A 15,570-nucleotide genomic window follows, 5' to 3' on the forward strand; every position below is an offset into this window, starting at 1 on the left:
ATGCTGAACAGAGAGACTCTCCAACGGGCGTCCGGCGACGGCCGCACGCTCGCGTGGCTCGGGATCGGCCTGCTGCTGTTCCTGCTGGAAGCGGGCGCGGCGGCGACGTTCACCATGGAGGCGCTGATCAAGATCGCCCTCGCGGTGCCCGGCGTCGACAGCGCCGGCTTCCTCACCGGCCTCGAGAGCGCGGCGCGCTCGATCCCGACGCTGCTCTCCCGGGAGGCGATCCCGAATCAGGGCTACTACAACGGGAGCGGCTATCAGGAGACGTTCCTCGGCCTCGCGCCCGCGGTGGCGTGGGCGATCCGCGCGACGCTCGTCTACGTGTACGCGTTCGGCATCATGGGCTGGGTCGTCGCCGGCTACCGGCTCTACCGCTCAACGTACCGCAAGGCCGACTGGACGCCCCGCGACGACGTGCTCGACCGCCTCCGGAGCCACAACTGGGGGCTGTTCGGGCTGGTGATCGTGTTCATGTTCGTCACCATGGCGGTGTTCGCCCCCGCGCTGGGGCCGACCACCGTCGACCAGAACATGCGCAACTCCTACGGCAACGATATCTCCTACTGGGACAGCGAGAGCGGCTCAGTCGAGACCATCGTCGTCGGCGAGGCCAACCTCGGCTCGGCCTCCCGAGGGAACAACCAGAACGTCGGCCCGTGGAGCTACGACGACTACGGACGGTTCCACCCGTTCGGCACGATGCAGAACGGCAGGGACCTGTTCACCTTCTTGATGGTCGGGTCACGCATCTCGCTGGTGATCGGCGTGCTCTCGGTCGGCCTGAGCGCGACCATCGCGGCGTCGCTCGCGCTGACCTCGGCGTACTACAAGGGGCGTGTCGACCTCAGCATGGTGCTGGTCTCCGACGCCGTGATGGCGATGCCCCAGCTCCTGCTGCTGATCATGCTGACCACGGTGTTGGGCGATACGTGGATCAACGAGATCTACAGCGGCGGGTTCCTGCTCGCGCTCATCTTCGCGTTCACCGGCTGGACGTACATGTGGCGCTCGCTCCGTGGGCCGGCGCTACAGGTGTCCGAGCGCGAGTGGATCGACGCCGCCCGGAGCTTCGGCCAGCGACCGACGACGATCATGCGTAAACATATGCTCCCCTACATCACTGGCTACCTGCTCATCTACGGCTCGATGACCCTCGGCGGCGCCATCATCTCCATCGCGGGGCTCTCGTACCTCGGGCTTGGGGTGGCGCCGCCGACCCCCGAGTGGGGCCGGGCGGTCAACCTCGGTCAGGACTACGTTCGCACCGGCTCGTGGCACATCTCGCTGATCCCGGGCATCCTCATCACGCTGGTCGTGACGGGGTTCAACGCGCTCGGCGACGGGATCCGTGACGCCATCGACCCGCAGTCCGACAGCGCCGGCGACGAGACCGCCGGCGCGGGGGCTGGCGCATGAGCGAGACGCTGCTCGAAGTCGAGAACCTCCGGACGGTGTTCCACACCGACAAGGAGACCATCCACGCCGTCGACGGCGTGAGCTTCGACGTTTCCGAGGGCGAGACGGTCGGCCTCGTCGGCGAATCCGGCTCGGGCAAATCCGTCACTGCCCGCTCGGTGCTCGGACTGGTCGACGACCCGGGCGTGATCGAGGAGGGCTCGATCCGGTTCCGCGGCGACGAACTCGTCGGCGGCAACTGGGACCAGCACCGTGGCGACATCGCCATCGTGTTTCAGGACCCGATGAACTCGCTCAACCCCGTCTACACCGTCGGGAACCAGATCAAGGAGGCACTCCGCATCCATCAGGGCCTCCGCGGGAGCGAGGCGACGGAGAAGGCCGTCGAACTGCTGGAGGACGTGGGGATTCCCGACGCCGCACGCCGGGTCTCGGAGTACCCTCACCAGTTCTCCGGCGGGATGCGCCAGCGCGCGGTCATCGCGATTGCGCTGGCGTGTGACCCGGAACTGCTGGTCTGCGACGAGCCGACCACCGCACTCGACGTGACGATTCAGGCCCAGATCCTCGAACTACTGGACGACCTCCAGCGCGAGGAGGACCTCGGCGTCCTGTTTATCACCCACGACATGGGCGTGATCGAGGAGACCGCCGACCGCGTGAACGTGATGTACGCCGGCGAGTTCGTCGAGAGCGCGCCGGTCGACGAACTGTTCGAGGAACCGCGACACCCCTACACCCGGGGGCTGCTCGCGAGCATCCCCGGGCGGAACGCCGAGGGTGATCGGCTCCCCACCATCGAGGGCGAGGTGCCCACCTCCACGAGCGAGCCGACGAGCTGTCGGTTCGCGCCCCGCTGTGACTACGCGTTCGGGGCCTGCGAGGAGGTCCACCCCGGCCGCGTCCGCGTCGGCGACGTGGACACCGACCACGAGGTCGCGTGTCTGCTCTACGACGACACGTTCGAGGAGACGCCACCCGAGGGCGGCGTCGAAGCCCACGGAGGTGAGTCCGCATGAGCGAGGCGTTCCTCGAAGTTCGGGACCTGAAGAAGTACTACGACACGGGCGGCCTGTTCGGCGACGACCCCGTGCAGGCCGTCGACGGCGTCAACTTCGACATCCGCGAGGGCGAGACGCTCGGCCTCGTCGGCGAGTCAGGCTGTGGGAAGACCACGCTTGGTCGGACCATCCTGAACCTCGAGACCGCCACCGAAGGCGAGGTGCTGGCCGGCGACACCGACGTGACGAGTATCTCCGGGAGCGAACTCCGCAAGTGGCAGAGCCAGGCCCAGATGGTGTTTCAGGACCCGGAGGCCAGCCTGAACGAGCGGATGACCGTCGGCGAGATCATCCGTGAGCCGCTGGACGCCCACGACTGGCCCAACTTCGCGGTGGCCGTCGAGGGCGGCCGCTCGGTCGCGGGCACGCGCGCCCACCGCGCCGAGGACGGTGAGCGCCCTGACGTGATCGTCGGCGTCGACGACAGCGTCACCGTCCGGGGGGACGCGCCGCTCTCGGTCGACGACCTGGAGGTCGACATCGACGAGGAGCAGGTCAGCGTCGACGTGACCAAACACGCCGCCGAGATGCGCGAGGAGCGCGTGCGGCACCTGCTCGAACAGGTGGGGCTTCGTGAGGAGCACTTCTACCGCTACCCCCACCAGTTCTCGGGCGGGCAGAGCCAGCGCGTCGGCATCGCCCGCGCGCTGGCACTCGAGCCGCGGTTTCTGGTGCTCGACGAGCCAGTGTCGGCGCTCGACGTGAGCGTGCAGGCCCGGATCATCAACCTGCTTGAGGACCTGCAGGACGAACTCGGCCTCACCTACCTGTTCATCGCCCACGACCTGAGCGTCGTCCGGCACATCGCCGACCGTGTGGCGGTGATGTATCTGGGCGAAGTGATGGAGCTCGGTCCGACCGAGCAGGTGTTCACCGACCCGGCCCACCCCTACACCGAGTCGCTGCTGTCGGCCATCCCCGGCACGATGATCGAGACGGGCGAGCGCATCACGCTCCGTGGGACGCCCCCAAGCCCGCGTGACCCGCCCGATGGCTGTCGGTTCTCGACGCGCTGCCCGGCGAAGATCCGGCCCGACGAGTACAGCGTCTCCGGTGAGCACTGGGAGGCGCTGGACCAACTCCACTCGGTGTTCCGTGCCCGCGCTAACGCCGAAAAGGGGCTCATCACCGTGGTCAAGGAGCGACTCGGCATTCAGGAGGTGTCGACGGTCGACGAACTCCTGCTCGAACTGTTCGATTCCGAGGAAACCCCAGAGGGCATCTCGCTGCACATGCCCGACGACGCCGCGGCGGTCGTCTACGAGGCCGCCGAGATGGCCCGCGCCGGCGACGAGGACGGCGCCGCGACCCGCCTCGACGACGCGTTCGGCAGCGTCTGTACCGAGGAACACCCCAAGGCCGCAGACGTGGGCGACGGCCGGAGGAGTCGGTGCCTCCGCCACCGCGAGGAGTACACCGACCCCGACGCGGTTATCGAGCAGCGCTACCGGAGCGACTGAGCCCACTCTGTGCCCGGTCCCCGGCCGCGGCTTCCGTCCGCGTCCGGAACCGACATTACGCCGCGCGGCCCTAGCTTCCCCCGTGAGTCCCGGTTCGTCAGCGTGTGCTCTCTGTGACAGCCCCGTCCCCGCACATCGCGAGGGGCGGTACTGCTCGGCAGGCTGTCGATCAGTCGCCGAGACGCTCCCGGCGCCCCCCGAACGCGAGGCGACACCCTCCCACGCCGAGTCCGACGACTCGACGGCGGTCTACTTCTCGGTCGAGGGGATGCACTCCGCGACCTGCGAGGCGTATCTCGAAGCGGTCGCCGGCGATGTCGAGGGCGTCGTCGACGCCGACGCAAGCTACGTCACCGAGTCGGTCAGGGTCGACTGCGAGGGCGACCCGCCGACCGAGCAACTCCGCGAGGCGCTCAGCGGCCTCGGTTACGACGCCACGCCCCGCGAGGACCGCGCCACAGGCGAGCGCTCCGTCGAAACCGAGGGCGGCATCGTCGACGGCGCACTAGGCTATCGCTACGCCGCCGGCGTCGTGTTCGCCTCGTTCCTGCTGATCCCCTACGCCGTCGTCTTCTACCCCTCGCAGTTGGCCACGCTGTTCGGCTACACCGACCCGCTGGCCGGCGAGGGCTCCATCGCGACGGTGCTGCCAGTGTTCCTCGTGCTGACGTTCGTCGTCATCGTCGTCACCGGCGCGCCGGTGTTGCGGGACGCCTACATCGCCCTCGTGCTCCGGAAGCCCAACACCGGCCTGCTCGTCACACTGACCGCGCTGGCGGCGTTCCTCTACGGCGTCGCCGGCTTCTTCGCGGGCGATACGGCCGCCTACTACGACCTCGCTGTCGTCGCCGTCGCTACCGTCACCGGCGCGACGTTCTACGAGTCGCTGGCCAAACGCGAGGCCGCCAGCGCGCTGACCGACCTGACGGTCTCCCGGGTCGAACAGGCGGCACGCGAGACCGACTCCGGCACCGAGGCCGTGCCGGTCGAACGCCTCGAACCGGGCGACCGCGTGCTCGTCCCCGAGGGTGAGCGCGTGCCCGTCGACGGCACGCTCGCGTCGGGCGAATGTACCGTCGACGAGGCGGTCGTCACCGGCGAGTCCAGACCCGTTCGGAAGCAGGCCGGCGACGACCTGATCGGCGGGTCGGTGGTCACGACGGGCGCGGCGACGCTCGTCGTCGGCGACGACGTCCAGAGCAGCGTCGACCGCCTCGCGGCCTCGGTCTGGGGGTTCCAGAGCGCGGCCCACGGCGGCCAGCGCCGGGCCAACCGGATCGCCGAGCGCGTCACGCCGGCGCTGGTCGGCCTCCCGCTGCTCGCAGGTGCCGGCACGCTGGCACTCGGCGGCGGCATCGCCGGCGGCATCGCTGCCGCGTTGACGGTCCCCATCGCCGCCGCGCCGTGGGCGCTGGGCTTCTCGACGCCGCTCTCAGCGGGCAGCAGCGTTACCCGCGCACTCGAGAGGGGCGTCGCCGTCTTCGACGAGACGACGTTCGAGCGCCTGCGCGGCGTCGAGACGGTCGTGTTCGACAAGACGGGGACGCTTACGACGGGGCAGATGGAGGTACTCGACCACGATGCCGACACAGAACTGCTCGCCGCCACAGCCGAACTGGAGCGGCGTGCCTCTCACCCCGCGGCCGCCGCGCTGGTCGACGCGTTCGGCGACGACGGCGCTGATGTCGAGTCGTTCACCAGCCATCCGACGGGCGTCGAGGGCGTCGTCGACGGCCGGCGCGTGCTCGTTGGCAATCCCGACCTGTTCGCCGAGCGCGGCTGGGCGGTGCCTGCGGGGATTGCGGAGCGCGCTGCTGCGGCTCGCGACGCGGGACGTCTCACGGTGCTCGTCGGCGATGGGGGGGAGGCGACGGGTATCGTCATCGTCGGCGACGAGCCACGCCCGGATTGGGAGGCGACGCTCGAACGCCTCGCGGCCCAGGGGCTCGACGTGGTGGTGCTCACGGGCGACGACGAGTCCGCCGCTGCCGAATTCGCCGCCAGCCCGCACGTCACGCACGTGTTCGCTGGCGTGCCGCCCGCGGGGAAATCCGCTGCAGTCCGACGACTCCGCTCGTCGGGCCCGGTCGCGATGGTCGGTGACGGCACCAACGACGCACCCGCGCTGGCCGCGGCGGATCTCGGCATCTCCCTGGGAAGCGGCACCGCGCTGGCGGCCGAAGCGTCGGATCTGGCGGTCGTCGACGACGACCTCGCCGGCGTCGCGGCGGCGTTCGACCTCTCGGCGGAGAGCTACGGGCGGCGTCGGTGGAACGACCGCGCGGCGCTGCTCTACAACGTCGTGGCGATCCCGCTGGCGCTCGTTGGGGTCCTGAACCCCGTGCTGACGATGGCGGCCGCGGTGCTGTGCTGTGGGCTGATCGCGGGCAACGCCTTCCGGGAGTCCCGGGTGGCGTGATCAGTCGGGGAGTTCGAACTCCCCCAGTACGAGAAAGCCGAGCGCGAACCCGGCGACGATGATTCCGCCGGCCAGTAGCTGCGAACGCGGCTCGCTGGGGAGGTAGCCCGTCGCGAGCGTGCCCGCGACGACGAGAACCACAGCGGCCCCCAGACCGACGATTGTCTCCGTCCGTTCGTCCATGAATGTTCTTGGGACTCCGGGGCCATGAGCGACTCGCTTCCGGCCCGATGGCTCTAAGAGTCGCGAGCGTTCACCAACACGTATGCTCGGTGGGAAGCTCGTGGCGGCGTCGACACTCAAAGCCGCCGTCGCGGTGCTCGGGGTGGTATCGCTCTCGGTCGGCGGTGCGTGGGCCGTCGGGATCATCGGCGCACCCTCGGTCGTCGGCGTCGACAACGCCTTCGGCCCGGTGAACGAGTCGACGACGACGATTGAGTCCGAACTCGTCGTCAACAACCCCAACCCGTTCGGGGTTCGGTTGGGCGGGCTGACCGTCGACTACTCGGTCGAGATGAACGGCGTCCGGATGGCGACCGGCGGCCGTGAGGGGATCGGCGTGAACGCCAGCGGCAACACCACCATTCCGGTGACGACACTGATGAACAACGACCGGATCCCGCCGTGGTGGACAAGCCACGTCGAGAACGGCGAGAACACGACGCTGGTGATCAACGCCTCGGTCCACTCGGACCTGCTGGGCCAGGAGTTCCGCCCGCAGATCGAGCGCAGCGTCAACACCAACGTGATCGGCGGCTTCAACAGCGAGGAGGACCGGCCCATCGACGTCGACGAACCGGCCGCGCCCAACCCCGTGCTCTGGCTCAACAGCACCAGCGGCCAGTGGGGCGACGTGAGCAACGAGACCACCGAGATCGACACGCAGTTCGAACTGTACAACCCCAACCCCACGCCGGTAGCCATCTCGGAGATCGGCTACGAGATCCGGATGAACAACGTCACGATGGGCGAGGGCTCGACATCCAGCGCGGTCACGATCAACCCCGGCGAGATGGAGACGGTCCGGGCGACGACGGCGCTCCAGAACGAGAACTTAGACGAGTGGTGGGTGACCCACCTCCGGAACAACCAGACAACGCAACTGGAGGTGGCGTTCTACGCCCGGGTCGACCTCTCCTCGTTCGGCGGCGACACCGTCCGAATCCCGCTCGACTCTATCGAGCGGACCATCGAGACGGACATCTTCGGCAATAAGGGCAGTAGCGACGGCGGAACGAACAACGGCGGAACGAACAACGGCGGAACGGAGAACGGCACGGCGACACCGACGCCGTCTGGCTCCGGAACCGCGACATCCGGCGACGGGACGGCGACGCCCACGCCGGGTGACTCCTCAACGTCGACGCCGACCCCCACGCCGACCCCGACACCCACCGACGACGGCATCCTCTCGGTCGCGGCGCCGCGCTGAGGGTCGTGTCAACACGGCTCTGAGCGCCGACACGTTCTTGCGGTGGCCGGAAGAAACGACGAGTATGCGGAGTAACCGCGCTCCTGATCGGGTTCTTCTCGCGAGATGAGACGCCGATGTCGGTCGAAGCCGACGACGGGACGGTTCGGCTGGTCGTCGACGGCGAACACCACGAACTGAGCCGCGAGCAGGCGCTCGCGCTGCGCGCGGCCGTCGGCGACGCGCTGGACCGGCGGCTGGAGCTGTTCAGAACCGCCGGCCACTACCGCCGGGACGGGAGCTACGCCGTCTCCCGGCGGGGCGCCGATACGCCGGGCAACGAACAGGTGTTCGACTCCTTCGGCGCGCTGCGGGCGCTGTACGACGCGCTGTCCCGTGAGTTCGGCGCTGCGGAGGTGGGCGAGCGCGGGCCGACTGGCTCCCGCCGGCATCTGGTCGTCCGCCACCTCGCGGAACATCCCGCGTTCGACTGTCGATTGGTCAGCGAGCGGCCGCTGCTGGCCGAGAAAGGCAACAGTGACTGACCCAGCGACGCCGGGCGACAAGTCGCCCGACGCGCGTCGGTCGGCAGGCATACGTCGCTCCCGCCGCCACGTGGGGTATGACCGACCGCGGCAAGATCGACCGGGCGTTCTTCGCCGAGCGGATCGCCCCACGCCTCGGCGCCGAACGGGGGGACGTGGCGCTGGGGCCGACCCACGGCGTCGACTTCGGCCTGCTGGATCTCGACGGCACGGGGCTGGCTATCGCGACCGACCCGATCTCCGTCTTGCCGGGGTTGGGGTTCGAACGTGCCGGCCGGTTCGCGCTCCACGTCGCGCTCTCGGATGTCGCCGTCGCCGGCGTCGCGCCCACCCACCTCGCGGTTTCGTTCTCGCTGCCCGAGTCCGTCACCGACGAGCAGTTCGACGCGCTCTGGACCGGGATCCACGAGGAGTGCCGGGAGTTGGGGACGAGTATCGTCACGGGCCACACCGCGCGCTACCCGGGCGCGGAACTCCCGTGGGTCGGCGCCGCGACGGCGATGGCCGTGTGTGACCCGGAAACGGTCGTGCGCCCGGACGGCGCGCGCCCGGGCGACCGCCTGCTCGTGACGCGCGGACCGGCCGTCGAGACGGCGGGGCTGTTCGCCTCGCTCTACCCCGAGCAGTTGGGCGAGCGCGGTCTGGCGCCGGAAACCGTCGCCGAGGCCGCCGCGGGCATCGACGAGGCCCGACTCGTCCGGGATGCCGTCACCGCCGCGGAGGCGGGAGCGGTGTCGGCGATGCACGATGCCACCGAAGGCGGCCTGCTGGGTGCGCTGTGCGAGATGGCCGGGAGCGCGGGCGTTCGCTTCGACGTCGACGTCGAGGGACAACGTCCCTCGGGCAGTCGGGCTTCGCCCGACGACGCCGACGCGGTGCCGATGCACGCCGGCGTCCCGCAGGTCTGTGAGGCGCTGGGCGTCGATCCGTGGACGGTGACCAGTTCGGGGACGCTCGTGTTGGCGGTTCCCCCGGCGGACGCCGACGCGGTTCGTCGGGCTATCGAGGCCCGTGAGACGCCGGTCGCCGAAATCGGCGAGGTGCGCGAGGGGTCGGGGGTTCGGTTCCGCGGCGAGGAGTGGACCGAGCCACCGCGCGATCAGTCGTGGGACGCCTACGCGGCGTTCGAGAAGTGAGCGCGGCCGCGGTGGCAACGCCTTTGTCGGCCCGCCCCCACCCGGATCCATGAGCCTGTTCTCCGTCTCCCGCGAGGACGCGGCCGCGCGGGACGCCGACGACCCGCTCTCGGAGTTCCGCGAGCGTTTCGACCTCCCGAGCGACCTCTACATGGACGGCAACTCACTCGGGCCGGTCTCCGAGGATGCCGAGCGCACGCTGGACAGAGTCGTCGACGAGTGGCGCGAGCGCGGCATCGAGGGCTGGACCGATGGCGAGCAGCCGTGGTGGAACTACGCCGAGTACCTCGGCGAGCGACTGGCGCCCTACGTCGGCGCCGACCCCGAGGAGGTCGTTATCGCCAACTCCACGACCGTCAACATCCACACGCTGATCGGCACCTTCCTCGACCACGTCGCCGACACGCCGGGCGCAGTCCCGGACGAAGATTCGCCCGTCGACGCATCAGGGAACGTCGTCGTCGTCAACGAACTCGACTTCCCGACCGACCACTACGCGATCCGCGCGCAGTTCCGCCAGCGCGGCCTTGACCCCGACGAGCACCTCCGACTGGTCGAGAGCCGCGACGGCCGAACCATCGCACAGGAGGACATCCGGGACGCGATGGACGACGATGTGGGAATCCTGTTCATGCCGACCGCGCTCTATCGCTCGGGCCAGCTGTTCGATGTCGAGGCCCTGACCGAGTTGGCCCACGACCACGGCGCGCTCGCCGGGTTCGACGCCGCCCACTCCGTCGGCGCGGTGCCCCACGAGTTCGGGGCGGCGGACGTGGACTTCGCGGTCTGGTGTTCCTACAAGTACCTCAACGCCGGACCCGGGGCGATTGCCGGGCTGTACGTGAACGAGCGCTACCACGGCCTCACGCCCGCGCTCCCGGGCTGGTGGGGCAACGAGAAGGAGAGCCAGTTCGACCTCGAACTCGCCTACACACCCGAGCAGTCCGCCGGCGCGTGGCAGGTCGGCACCATCCCCATGCTCTCGGCGGCGCCCCTGGAGGGCTCGCTCGACCTGCTCGACGAGGCCGGCATCGAGCAGATCTGGGAGAAATCGCTGGAACTCACGAATCTGCTTGCGACGCTGGTCGAGGACCTCTCCGCGGCGGGCTACGACTACGCGGTCGGCACGCCCGTCGACGACGCCCGCCGCGGGGGCCACGTCGCGGTCGAACACCCCGACGCAGACCGCGTGAGTCAGGCGCTCCGCGAGCGCGGGGTCGTCGTCGACTACCGGCCGCCGAACGTGATCCGGATCTGTCCCGCGCCGCTGTACGTCGGCTACGCTGACGTGTTCGACGTGGCCGACCATCTGCGGGCCGTGATAGACGAGGGCGCCAGCGAGGAGTTCGAGGCGATTGAGGGCCTCTCGTAGCCGAATTCCGCGGCCATCGAGGGGGGCCATCGCGGTATTTTTGTAACGTGCTAACATAGTTTACCCCGATGGATCACGGGATGGGTCGGCCGATCAGGGTCCTCCATGTGGAGGACGACGCGTCGTTTTGCGAACTCGTCGCCGACCTGTTGGGCGCCGAATCCCCGTTCGTGGTGGTCTCGGCGGCGTCGCCGGACGCCGCGCTGGACCGCCTCGCGTCGGAGCGGTTCGACTGTGTACTGAGCGACTACGACGGTGACCGCGCGGGTGCGTTCCGCCCGGTCATCGAGGCGACGGAGGGCGGCCCGCCCTGCGTGCTGCTGACCGGAAAAGACCGGGACCGGATCGACGCCACCGCCTCGGCGGCCGTCGACGACTACGTACAGAAGGGCGCCGGCACCGACTTCGATAGCCTCACCGACCGGGTCCGGCGCCACGCGGAGCGCTACCGGTCGACTGAGCGCCACCGTGCGCTGTTCGAGGAGGGCGCCGGCCCGATGATGATCCACGACGCCGAGACGGGCCGCGTCATCGACACCAACCCCCAGTACGCGGAGATGCTGGGCTACGACGCCGAGGACGCCGCCGAGGTGGACCTCGCGGACGTGTTTCCCGACGAGGAGCCTTACACGACAGAGCGCGCGATGGAGCGCCTGGAAGCGGCCGCCGACGGCGACCCACAGACGTTCGAGTGGCGGAACGTCCGCGCCGACGGCGAGGAGTTCCCCGTCGAAGTGACGCTCACGTGCATGGATGTCGCCGGCGCCGGCCGGGTGCTGGCGACGATCCGGGACATCAGCGACCGGAAGCGCCGCGAGGCGGCACTGGAGCAACACAAGAGCCACCTCGAACGGCTCCATACGGCGGCGAACCGGCTGCTCGGCGCCGAACAGCACGAGGCGGTGTACGACGGGGTCGTCGACGCCGCGGAGTCGGTACTCGACCCGACGTTCTGTGCGCTGGTGATCCGCGAGGAGAACGAACTCACACCAGTCGCGGTGGGCGGGAGCGACCCCGACGCGCCGAGCGATCCGATCCCGCTGGCGGAGAGCCCCGACTGGGCGGCGATAGAGACCGGGGAGAGTCGGACCTACGAGACTGAATCGGGGACGATGCTCTGTGTCCCTCTGGAGCGCCACGGCGTACTCTGTCTCCGGGGGTACGGCCCGAAGACGGACCACGCCCGGGAACTCGGTGAGACGCTCGCCTCCCACGCCGCGGTGGCGTTGGACCGGGCCGAGCGGGAGGCCCAACTCCGCGAGCGCTCACGGCGCCGGGACTCGCTGGCCGCTGCGTTCCCGGAATACGTGTTCTTCCTCGACGAGGACGGCGTCTATCAGGAGGTGTGGCTCGCGTCCCAGCACGACGCTCGGGGCGGTCGCTCGGAGGGAGAGCTACTCGGGGAGTTCGTGGGCGAACAGCTGGACGAACCGGACGCCCAGGCGATCCTCGACGCCATCGACGAGACGCTCGCGACGGGCGAGATCCAGGAGCGGGAGTACCGCGTCGAGCAGGGCGCCGACACCAGGTGGTTCGAGGCCCGGGTCGCGCCGCTGCCCAAGGGGAGCGAGTCAGAAGTGGTGTTGGTCGCCCGGGACATCACCACCCAGCGCCGGAACGAGCGCCGCCTCGAGGCCCAGAACGAGCGCCTCGACGAGTTCGCCTCCATGGTCTCTCATGACCTCCGGAACCCGCTCAACGTCGTGCAGGGCCGTCTGGAACTGATCGAGTCGCACGCGGCCGACGCCGAAGCGGTCCGGGAGCACGTCGACGCCGCCGAGAGCGCCACCGAACGCATGAACGACCTCATCGAGGACATGCTCACGGTTGCCCGGACCGACGAGCGGAACCTCTCGGTGAGTTCGGTCCCGCTCCGGTCGGCGGCCGAGCGCGCCTGGTCGTCCGTCTCGGAGCCGGCGTCGTCGCTGTCCGTCGAGGTAGATACCGGCGTCGCCGTCAAGGCCGACGAGACCGAACTGATCCGCCTGCTCGAGAACCTCTTCCGGAACAGCGTGGAACACGGCTCCACGGACGACCGGACGGACTCCGCCGCCAATCCGGATGTCACGGTGATTTTCGAACCCCTCGACGGCGGGTTCGCCGTCGAGGACGACGGCCCGGGGATCCCGGCGGAACACCGCGAGCAGGTGTTCGAGTCGGGCTACTCCACGGCGACCGACGGCACCGGCTACGGTCTCGATATCGTCGGACGGGTCGCCGAGGCTCACGGTTGGGACATCACGCTTGCGGCGGGCGACGGCGGGGCCCGCTTCGAGATCACGGGCGTCTCGTTCGTCGACGGCGAGGTACTGGACGCGCAGGGCGAGGGGACCGACCGGACCGCCTGAGTCCGCCGCGGCAGGTACGGTTTTCCCGTCGGCGCCCCAAGGAACGACATGGACGTTCTCGTGCTCGGCGGCGGCTACGCGGGTCTGCTCGTGACACGAAAGCTCGAGCGACGGCTCCCCGAGGAGGCGTCGCTGACGCTCGTCGACGACACCGGGACCCACCTGGTCCAACACGAACTCCATCGGGCGATCCGCCAGCCCGACTACGTCGACGACATCTCGGTGCCGCTTCCGGAACTGCTCGACCGCGCGTCGCTCCACGAGGGCCGGGTCACTGGGGTGGATCGGGACGCCCGAACCGTCTCGCTGGCGGGCGGCGACGGCCTCGAGTACGACTACTGCGTGGTCGCGCTGGGTTCCGAAACGGCCTACTACGGCATCGAGGGGCTCCCGGAACACGCCACGCCGCTGAAAACGCTGGAGCACGCCGCCGGGATCCGCCGGGAGTTCGAGGCGGTGATCGACCAGTTAGGCCACGCCGACCCCGCCGCCGAGACCGAGCGGTCGGGGCGGGTCGTCGTCGGCGGGGCGGGACTCTCGGGGGTGCAGGTCGCCGGGGAGTTGGCGGCGATGGCCCGCGAGCGCGGCGTCGACGACGACGTAGAGATCCTCCTGCTCGAACAGCAGGCGACTGTTGTGCCGGGGTTCCCCGAGGGGTTCCGGCTGGCGACGCGGGAGCGACTCGAGGCACAGGGTGTGACAGTCCGGACCGGGACGACCGTGACCGCGGCCGACGCGGTTCAGATCACAACCGAGTCAGCCGCCATCGACTACGACCAGTTCGTCTGGACCGGCGGGATCCAGGGGAGTGCGGCGATGGGGGGCGACCGCCCGCAGGTGCGCGGGGACCTCCGACTCGACGAGCGGACGTTCGCGCTGGGCGACGCCGCACGGATCGTCGACGCTGACGGCGAGGCAGTGCCCGCGAGCGCGTCGGCGGCCGTGCGCGCCGCGGAGACGGCCGCGCGGAACGTCGTCGCGAGCGCCACCGCGGACGGGGGGTTCGTCGACGTCGAGCAGTGGCGCTGGGAGAGTCCCGGCTGGCTGATCTCAGTGGGTGATGACGCGGTGGCGCAGGTGGGGCCGACGGTACTGACCGGCAGCGCGGCGACCGCGCTCAAGTCGGCTGTCGGGGTGACGTATCTCGCAGAGCACGGTTCCCTGCGGCGTGCGCTGGGGGTGCTGCGGAAGGAAGCGGACGACATCACCGAGATATAGGAGCTACCCTGAGCCGCGGCTGGCGGGTCGTTCGATCAAGAACGGGGTGGGGTTCGCGACGCGGTCGTCACGGGCCTACTCGTCGTCTTCGTCGTCGCGCATCTCCTCGAGTTTGCCGACCAGTTCGTCGGTCGACTCCGAGGACTCGAAGGAGAGGTCGCCCTCCTCGCCGCCGTCGATGTCGACGCCCTCCGCTTGGTCGTTAGTGTCCTGGTTCTGGTTCTCCTGCTCGGACTCGTCGTAGGAGCCAAATCCCATAGTCGGAGCGACGGGGTGGAGGGCAAAAACCCTGTGGGCCTGTCCGCGCCGTGCGGGCCGTTGGCGCGGGTATGCGGGGCAGACCGACAGGGCTTACGGCCTTCGGGTCCTCGTCGGGAACATGAGCAACCGTGTCGTGCAGGGACGGATGGTGACGCCGAAATCGCTGGCTGAACAGGTGGAGGGCGACGACGTGCTGGAGGCCGAACCCATCGAGGACGCCGACCGGGACTGCCCGGAGTGTGGCGGCGACGTGATCAGTGTTGGCTACATGCCCAGCGTGACGGCGTTCGTCACGGCGTACAAGTGCCAGGAGTGTGACTGGTCCGAGATCGACCGGGACTGAACCGGATCGAAATCCCTTTACACCGAACGGATGTAGCGATGTTTGCAAGGGGACGTGGCCAAGCCCGGGATGGCGACTGACTCCAGAGGCTACGCGCCCGGTGACGAACTCCAGACTGATATACCGAGTCGGCGACTGATCATCGCCGGCGATGACGACCCTCTGGAGGACCGAGGCGCACCGGAGATATCAGTCGATCGGGGGTTCAAATCCCTCCGTCCCCACTTTCTTGTCGGCGCTCACCCGTCGAGCGCCGGCTACAACGTGATCGGTCGGTGGGATTTGAAGCAGGGAACGAGCATCGCGAGCGACCGTGGTTCAAAATCCCTCCGTCCCCACTTTCTGGGAAGGCTCAGAGTCCGGACAACAGCCGTCAGAGTGGTTGAGTTATAAAGGCCATTCTCGTATTCAGCCGGTCGTATTCACCCCGAAACGATGGCGTGTCCCAATCGGAGGACACAAAATCGGTATTCACGCCTAGCAAGAATTGCCGGTGGATGGATTCTGGGCACAGAAGCAAAAGCAGCCCAATTATGCCGCAGAAACCTCTTGGGTTGTGAGATATGTTTCCGAG

The 15,570-nt window shown here is 69.1% G+C and carries 13 protein-coding genes and 1 tRNA gene; 12 read left to right on the forward strand and 2 right to left on the reverse strand.

Features of this window, described 5'->3' with window-relative positions; all coding sequences use genetic code 11:
* The 4 genes from J2753_RS05290 (at position 1) to J2753_RS05305 (ending at position 6,362) form a co-directional block, all read left to right on the forward strand.
* Positions 1–1,422 (forward strand): ABC transporter permease, encoded by a 1,422-nt coding sequence (locus J2753_RS05290; RefSeq protein WP_209490887.1) that lies wholly within the window; start codon positions 1–3, stop codon positions 1,420–1,422.
* Positions 1,419–2,441 (forward strand): ABC transporter ATP-binding protein, encoded by a 1,023-nt coding sequence (locus J2753_RS05295; protein WP_209490888.1) that lies wholly within the window; start codon positions 1,419–1,421, stop codon positions 2,439–2,441. Before J2753_RS05290 ends, J2753_RS05295 begins: the two co-directional genes overlap by 4 nt.
* The gene (locus J2753_RS05300) at positions 2,438–3,943 is read left to right on the forward strand and encodes an ABC transporter ATP-binding protein (protein ID WP_209490889.1); all 1,506 of its coding nucleotides are present in this window, start codon (positions 2,438–2,440) and stop codon (positions 3,941–3,943) included. Before J2753_RS05295 ends, J2753_RS05300 begins: the two co-directional genes overlap by 4 nt.
* Before the next feature lie 82 nt (positions 3,944–4,025).
* Complete coding sequence (locus J2753_RS05305) at positions 4,026–6,362, forward strand: heavy metal translocating P-type ATPase (protein ID WP_209490890.1); 2,337 nt, start codon at positions 4,026–4,028, stop codon at positions 6,360–6,362.
* Here the strand turns inward: J2753_RS05305 and J2753_RS05310 are convergent, their stop codons facing one another.
* Positions 6,363–6,545: a hypothetical protein gene (locus J2753_RS05310; protein ID WP_209490891.1), complete on the reverse strand. Its 183-nt coding sequence runs from the start codon at positions 6,543–6,545 to the stop codon at positions 6,363–6,365.
* A gap of 82 nt (positions 6,546–6,627) precedes the next feature.
* Here J2753_RS05310 and J2753_RS05315 point away from each other — a divergent pair, with 82 nt between their 5' ends.
* From J2753_RS05315 to J2753_RS05340, 6 genes are all read left to right on the forward strand, one after another.
* Positions 6,628–7,794 carry an LEA type 2 family protein gene (locus tag J2753_RS05315; RefSeq protein ID WP_209490892.1) on the forward strand — a complete coding sequence of 389 codons (1,167 nt, stop codon included), beginning with the start codon at positions 6,628–6,630 and terminating at the stop codon, positions 7,792–7,794.
* A 116-nt stretch (positions 7,795–7,910) separates the two neighbouring features.
* Positions 7,911–8,318, forward strand: a complete 408-nt coding sequence (locus J2753_RS05320; RefSeq protein ID WP_209490893.1) for a DUF7528 family protein — start codon at positions 7,911–7,913, stop codon at positions 8,316–8,318.
* A 77-nt stretch (positions 8,319–8,395) separates the two neighbouring features.
* The gene (locus tag J2753_RS05325; RefSeq protein ID WP_209490894.1) at positions 8,396–9,454 is read left to right on the forward strand and encodes an AIR synthase family protein; all 1,059 of its coding nucleotides are present in this window, start codon (positions 8,396–8,398) and stop codon (positions 9,452–9,454) included.
* Positions 9,455–9,503: 49 nt separating this feature from the next.
* Positions 9,504–10,826, forward strand: coding sequence for a kynureninase (gene kynU / locus J2753_RS05330; RefSeq protein ID WP_209490895.1), 1,323 nt, complete (start codon positions 9,504–9,506; stop codon positions 10,824–10,826).
* Positions 10,827–10,894: 68 nt separating this feature from the next.
* Positions 10,895–13,174: a PAS domain S-box protein gene (locus J2753_RS05335; protein ID WP_209490896.1), complete on the forward strand. Its 2,280-nt coding sequence runs from the start codon at positions 10,895–10,897 to the stop codon at positions 13,172–13,174.
* A gap of 48 nt (positions 13,175–13,222) precedes the next feature.
* Complete coding sequence (locus J2753_RS05340; protein ID WP_209490897.1) at positions 13,223–14,392, forward strand: NAD(P)/FAD-dependent oxidoreductase; 1,170 nt, start codon at positions 13,223–13,225, stop codon at positions 14,390–14,392.
* Between the two features lie 75 nt (positions 14,393–14,467).
* On the opposite strand, the gene J2753_RS05345 is transcribed toward J2753_RS05340, so the two are convergent.
* The gene (locus J2753_RS05345; RefSeq protein ID WP_209490898.1) at positions 14,468–14,650 is read right to left on the reverse strand and encodes a DUF5786 family protein; all 183 of its coding nucleotides are present in this window, start codon (positions 14,648–14,650) and stop codon (positions 14,468–14,470) included.
* A 121-nt stretch (positions 14,651–14,771) separates the two neighbouring features.
* On the opposite strand from J2753_RS05345, the gene J2753_RS05350 reads away from it, so the two are divergent.
* Positions 14,772–14,996 (forward strand): DUF5795 family protein, encoded by a 225-nt coding sequence (locus J2753_RS05350; protein WP_209490899.1) that lies wholly within the window; start codon positions 14,772–14,774, stop codon positions 14,994–14,996.
* A gap of 48 nt (positions 14,997–15,044) precedes the next feature.
* Positions 15,045–15,220, forward strand: a tRNA-Trp gene (locus J2753_RS05355).
* Positions 15,221–15,570 lie beyond the last annotated feature (350 nt).

It is taken from the genome of Halolamina salifodinae, from assembly GCF_017874235.1.
Taxonomy (GTDB): domain Archaea; phylum Halobacteriota; class Halobacteria; order Halobacteriales; family Haloferacaceae; genus Halolamina; species Halolamina salifodinae.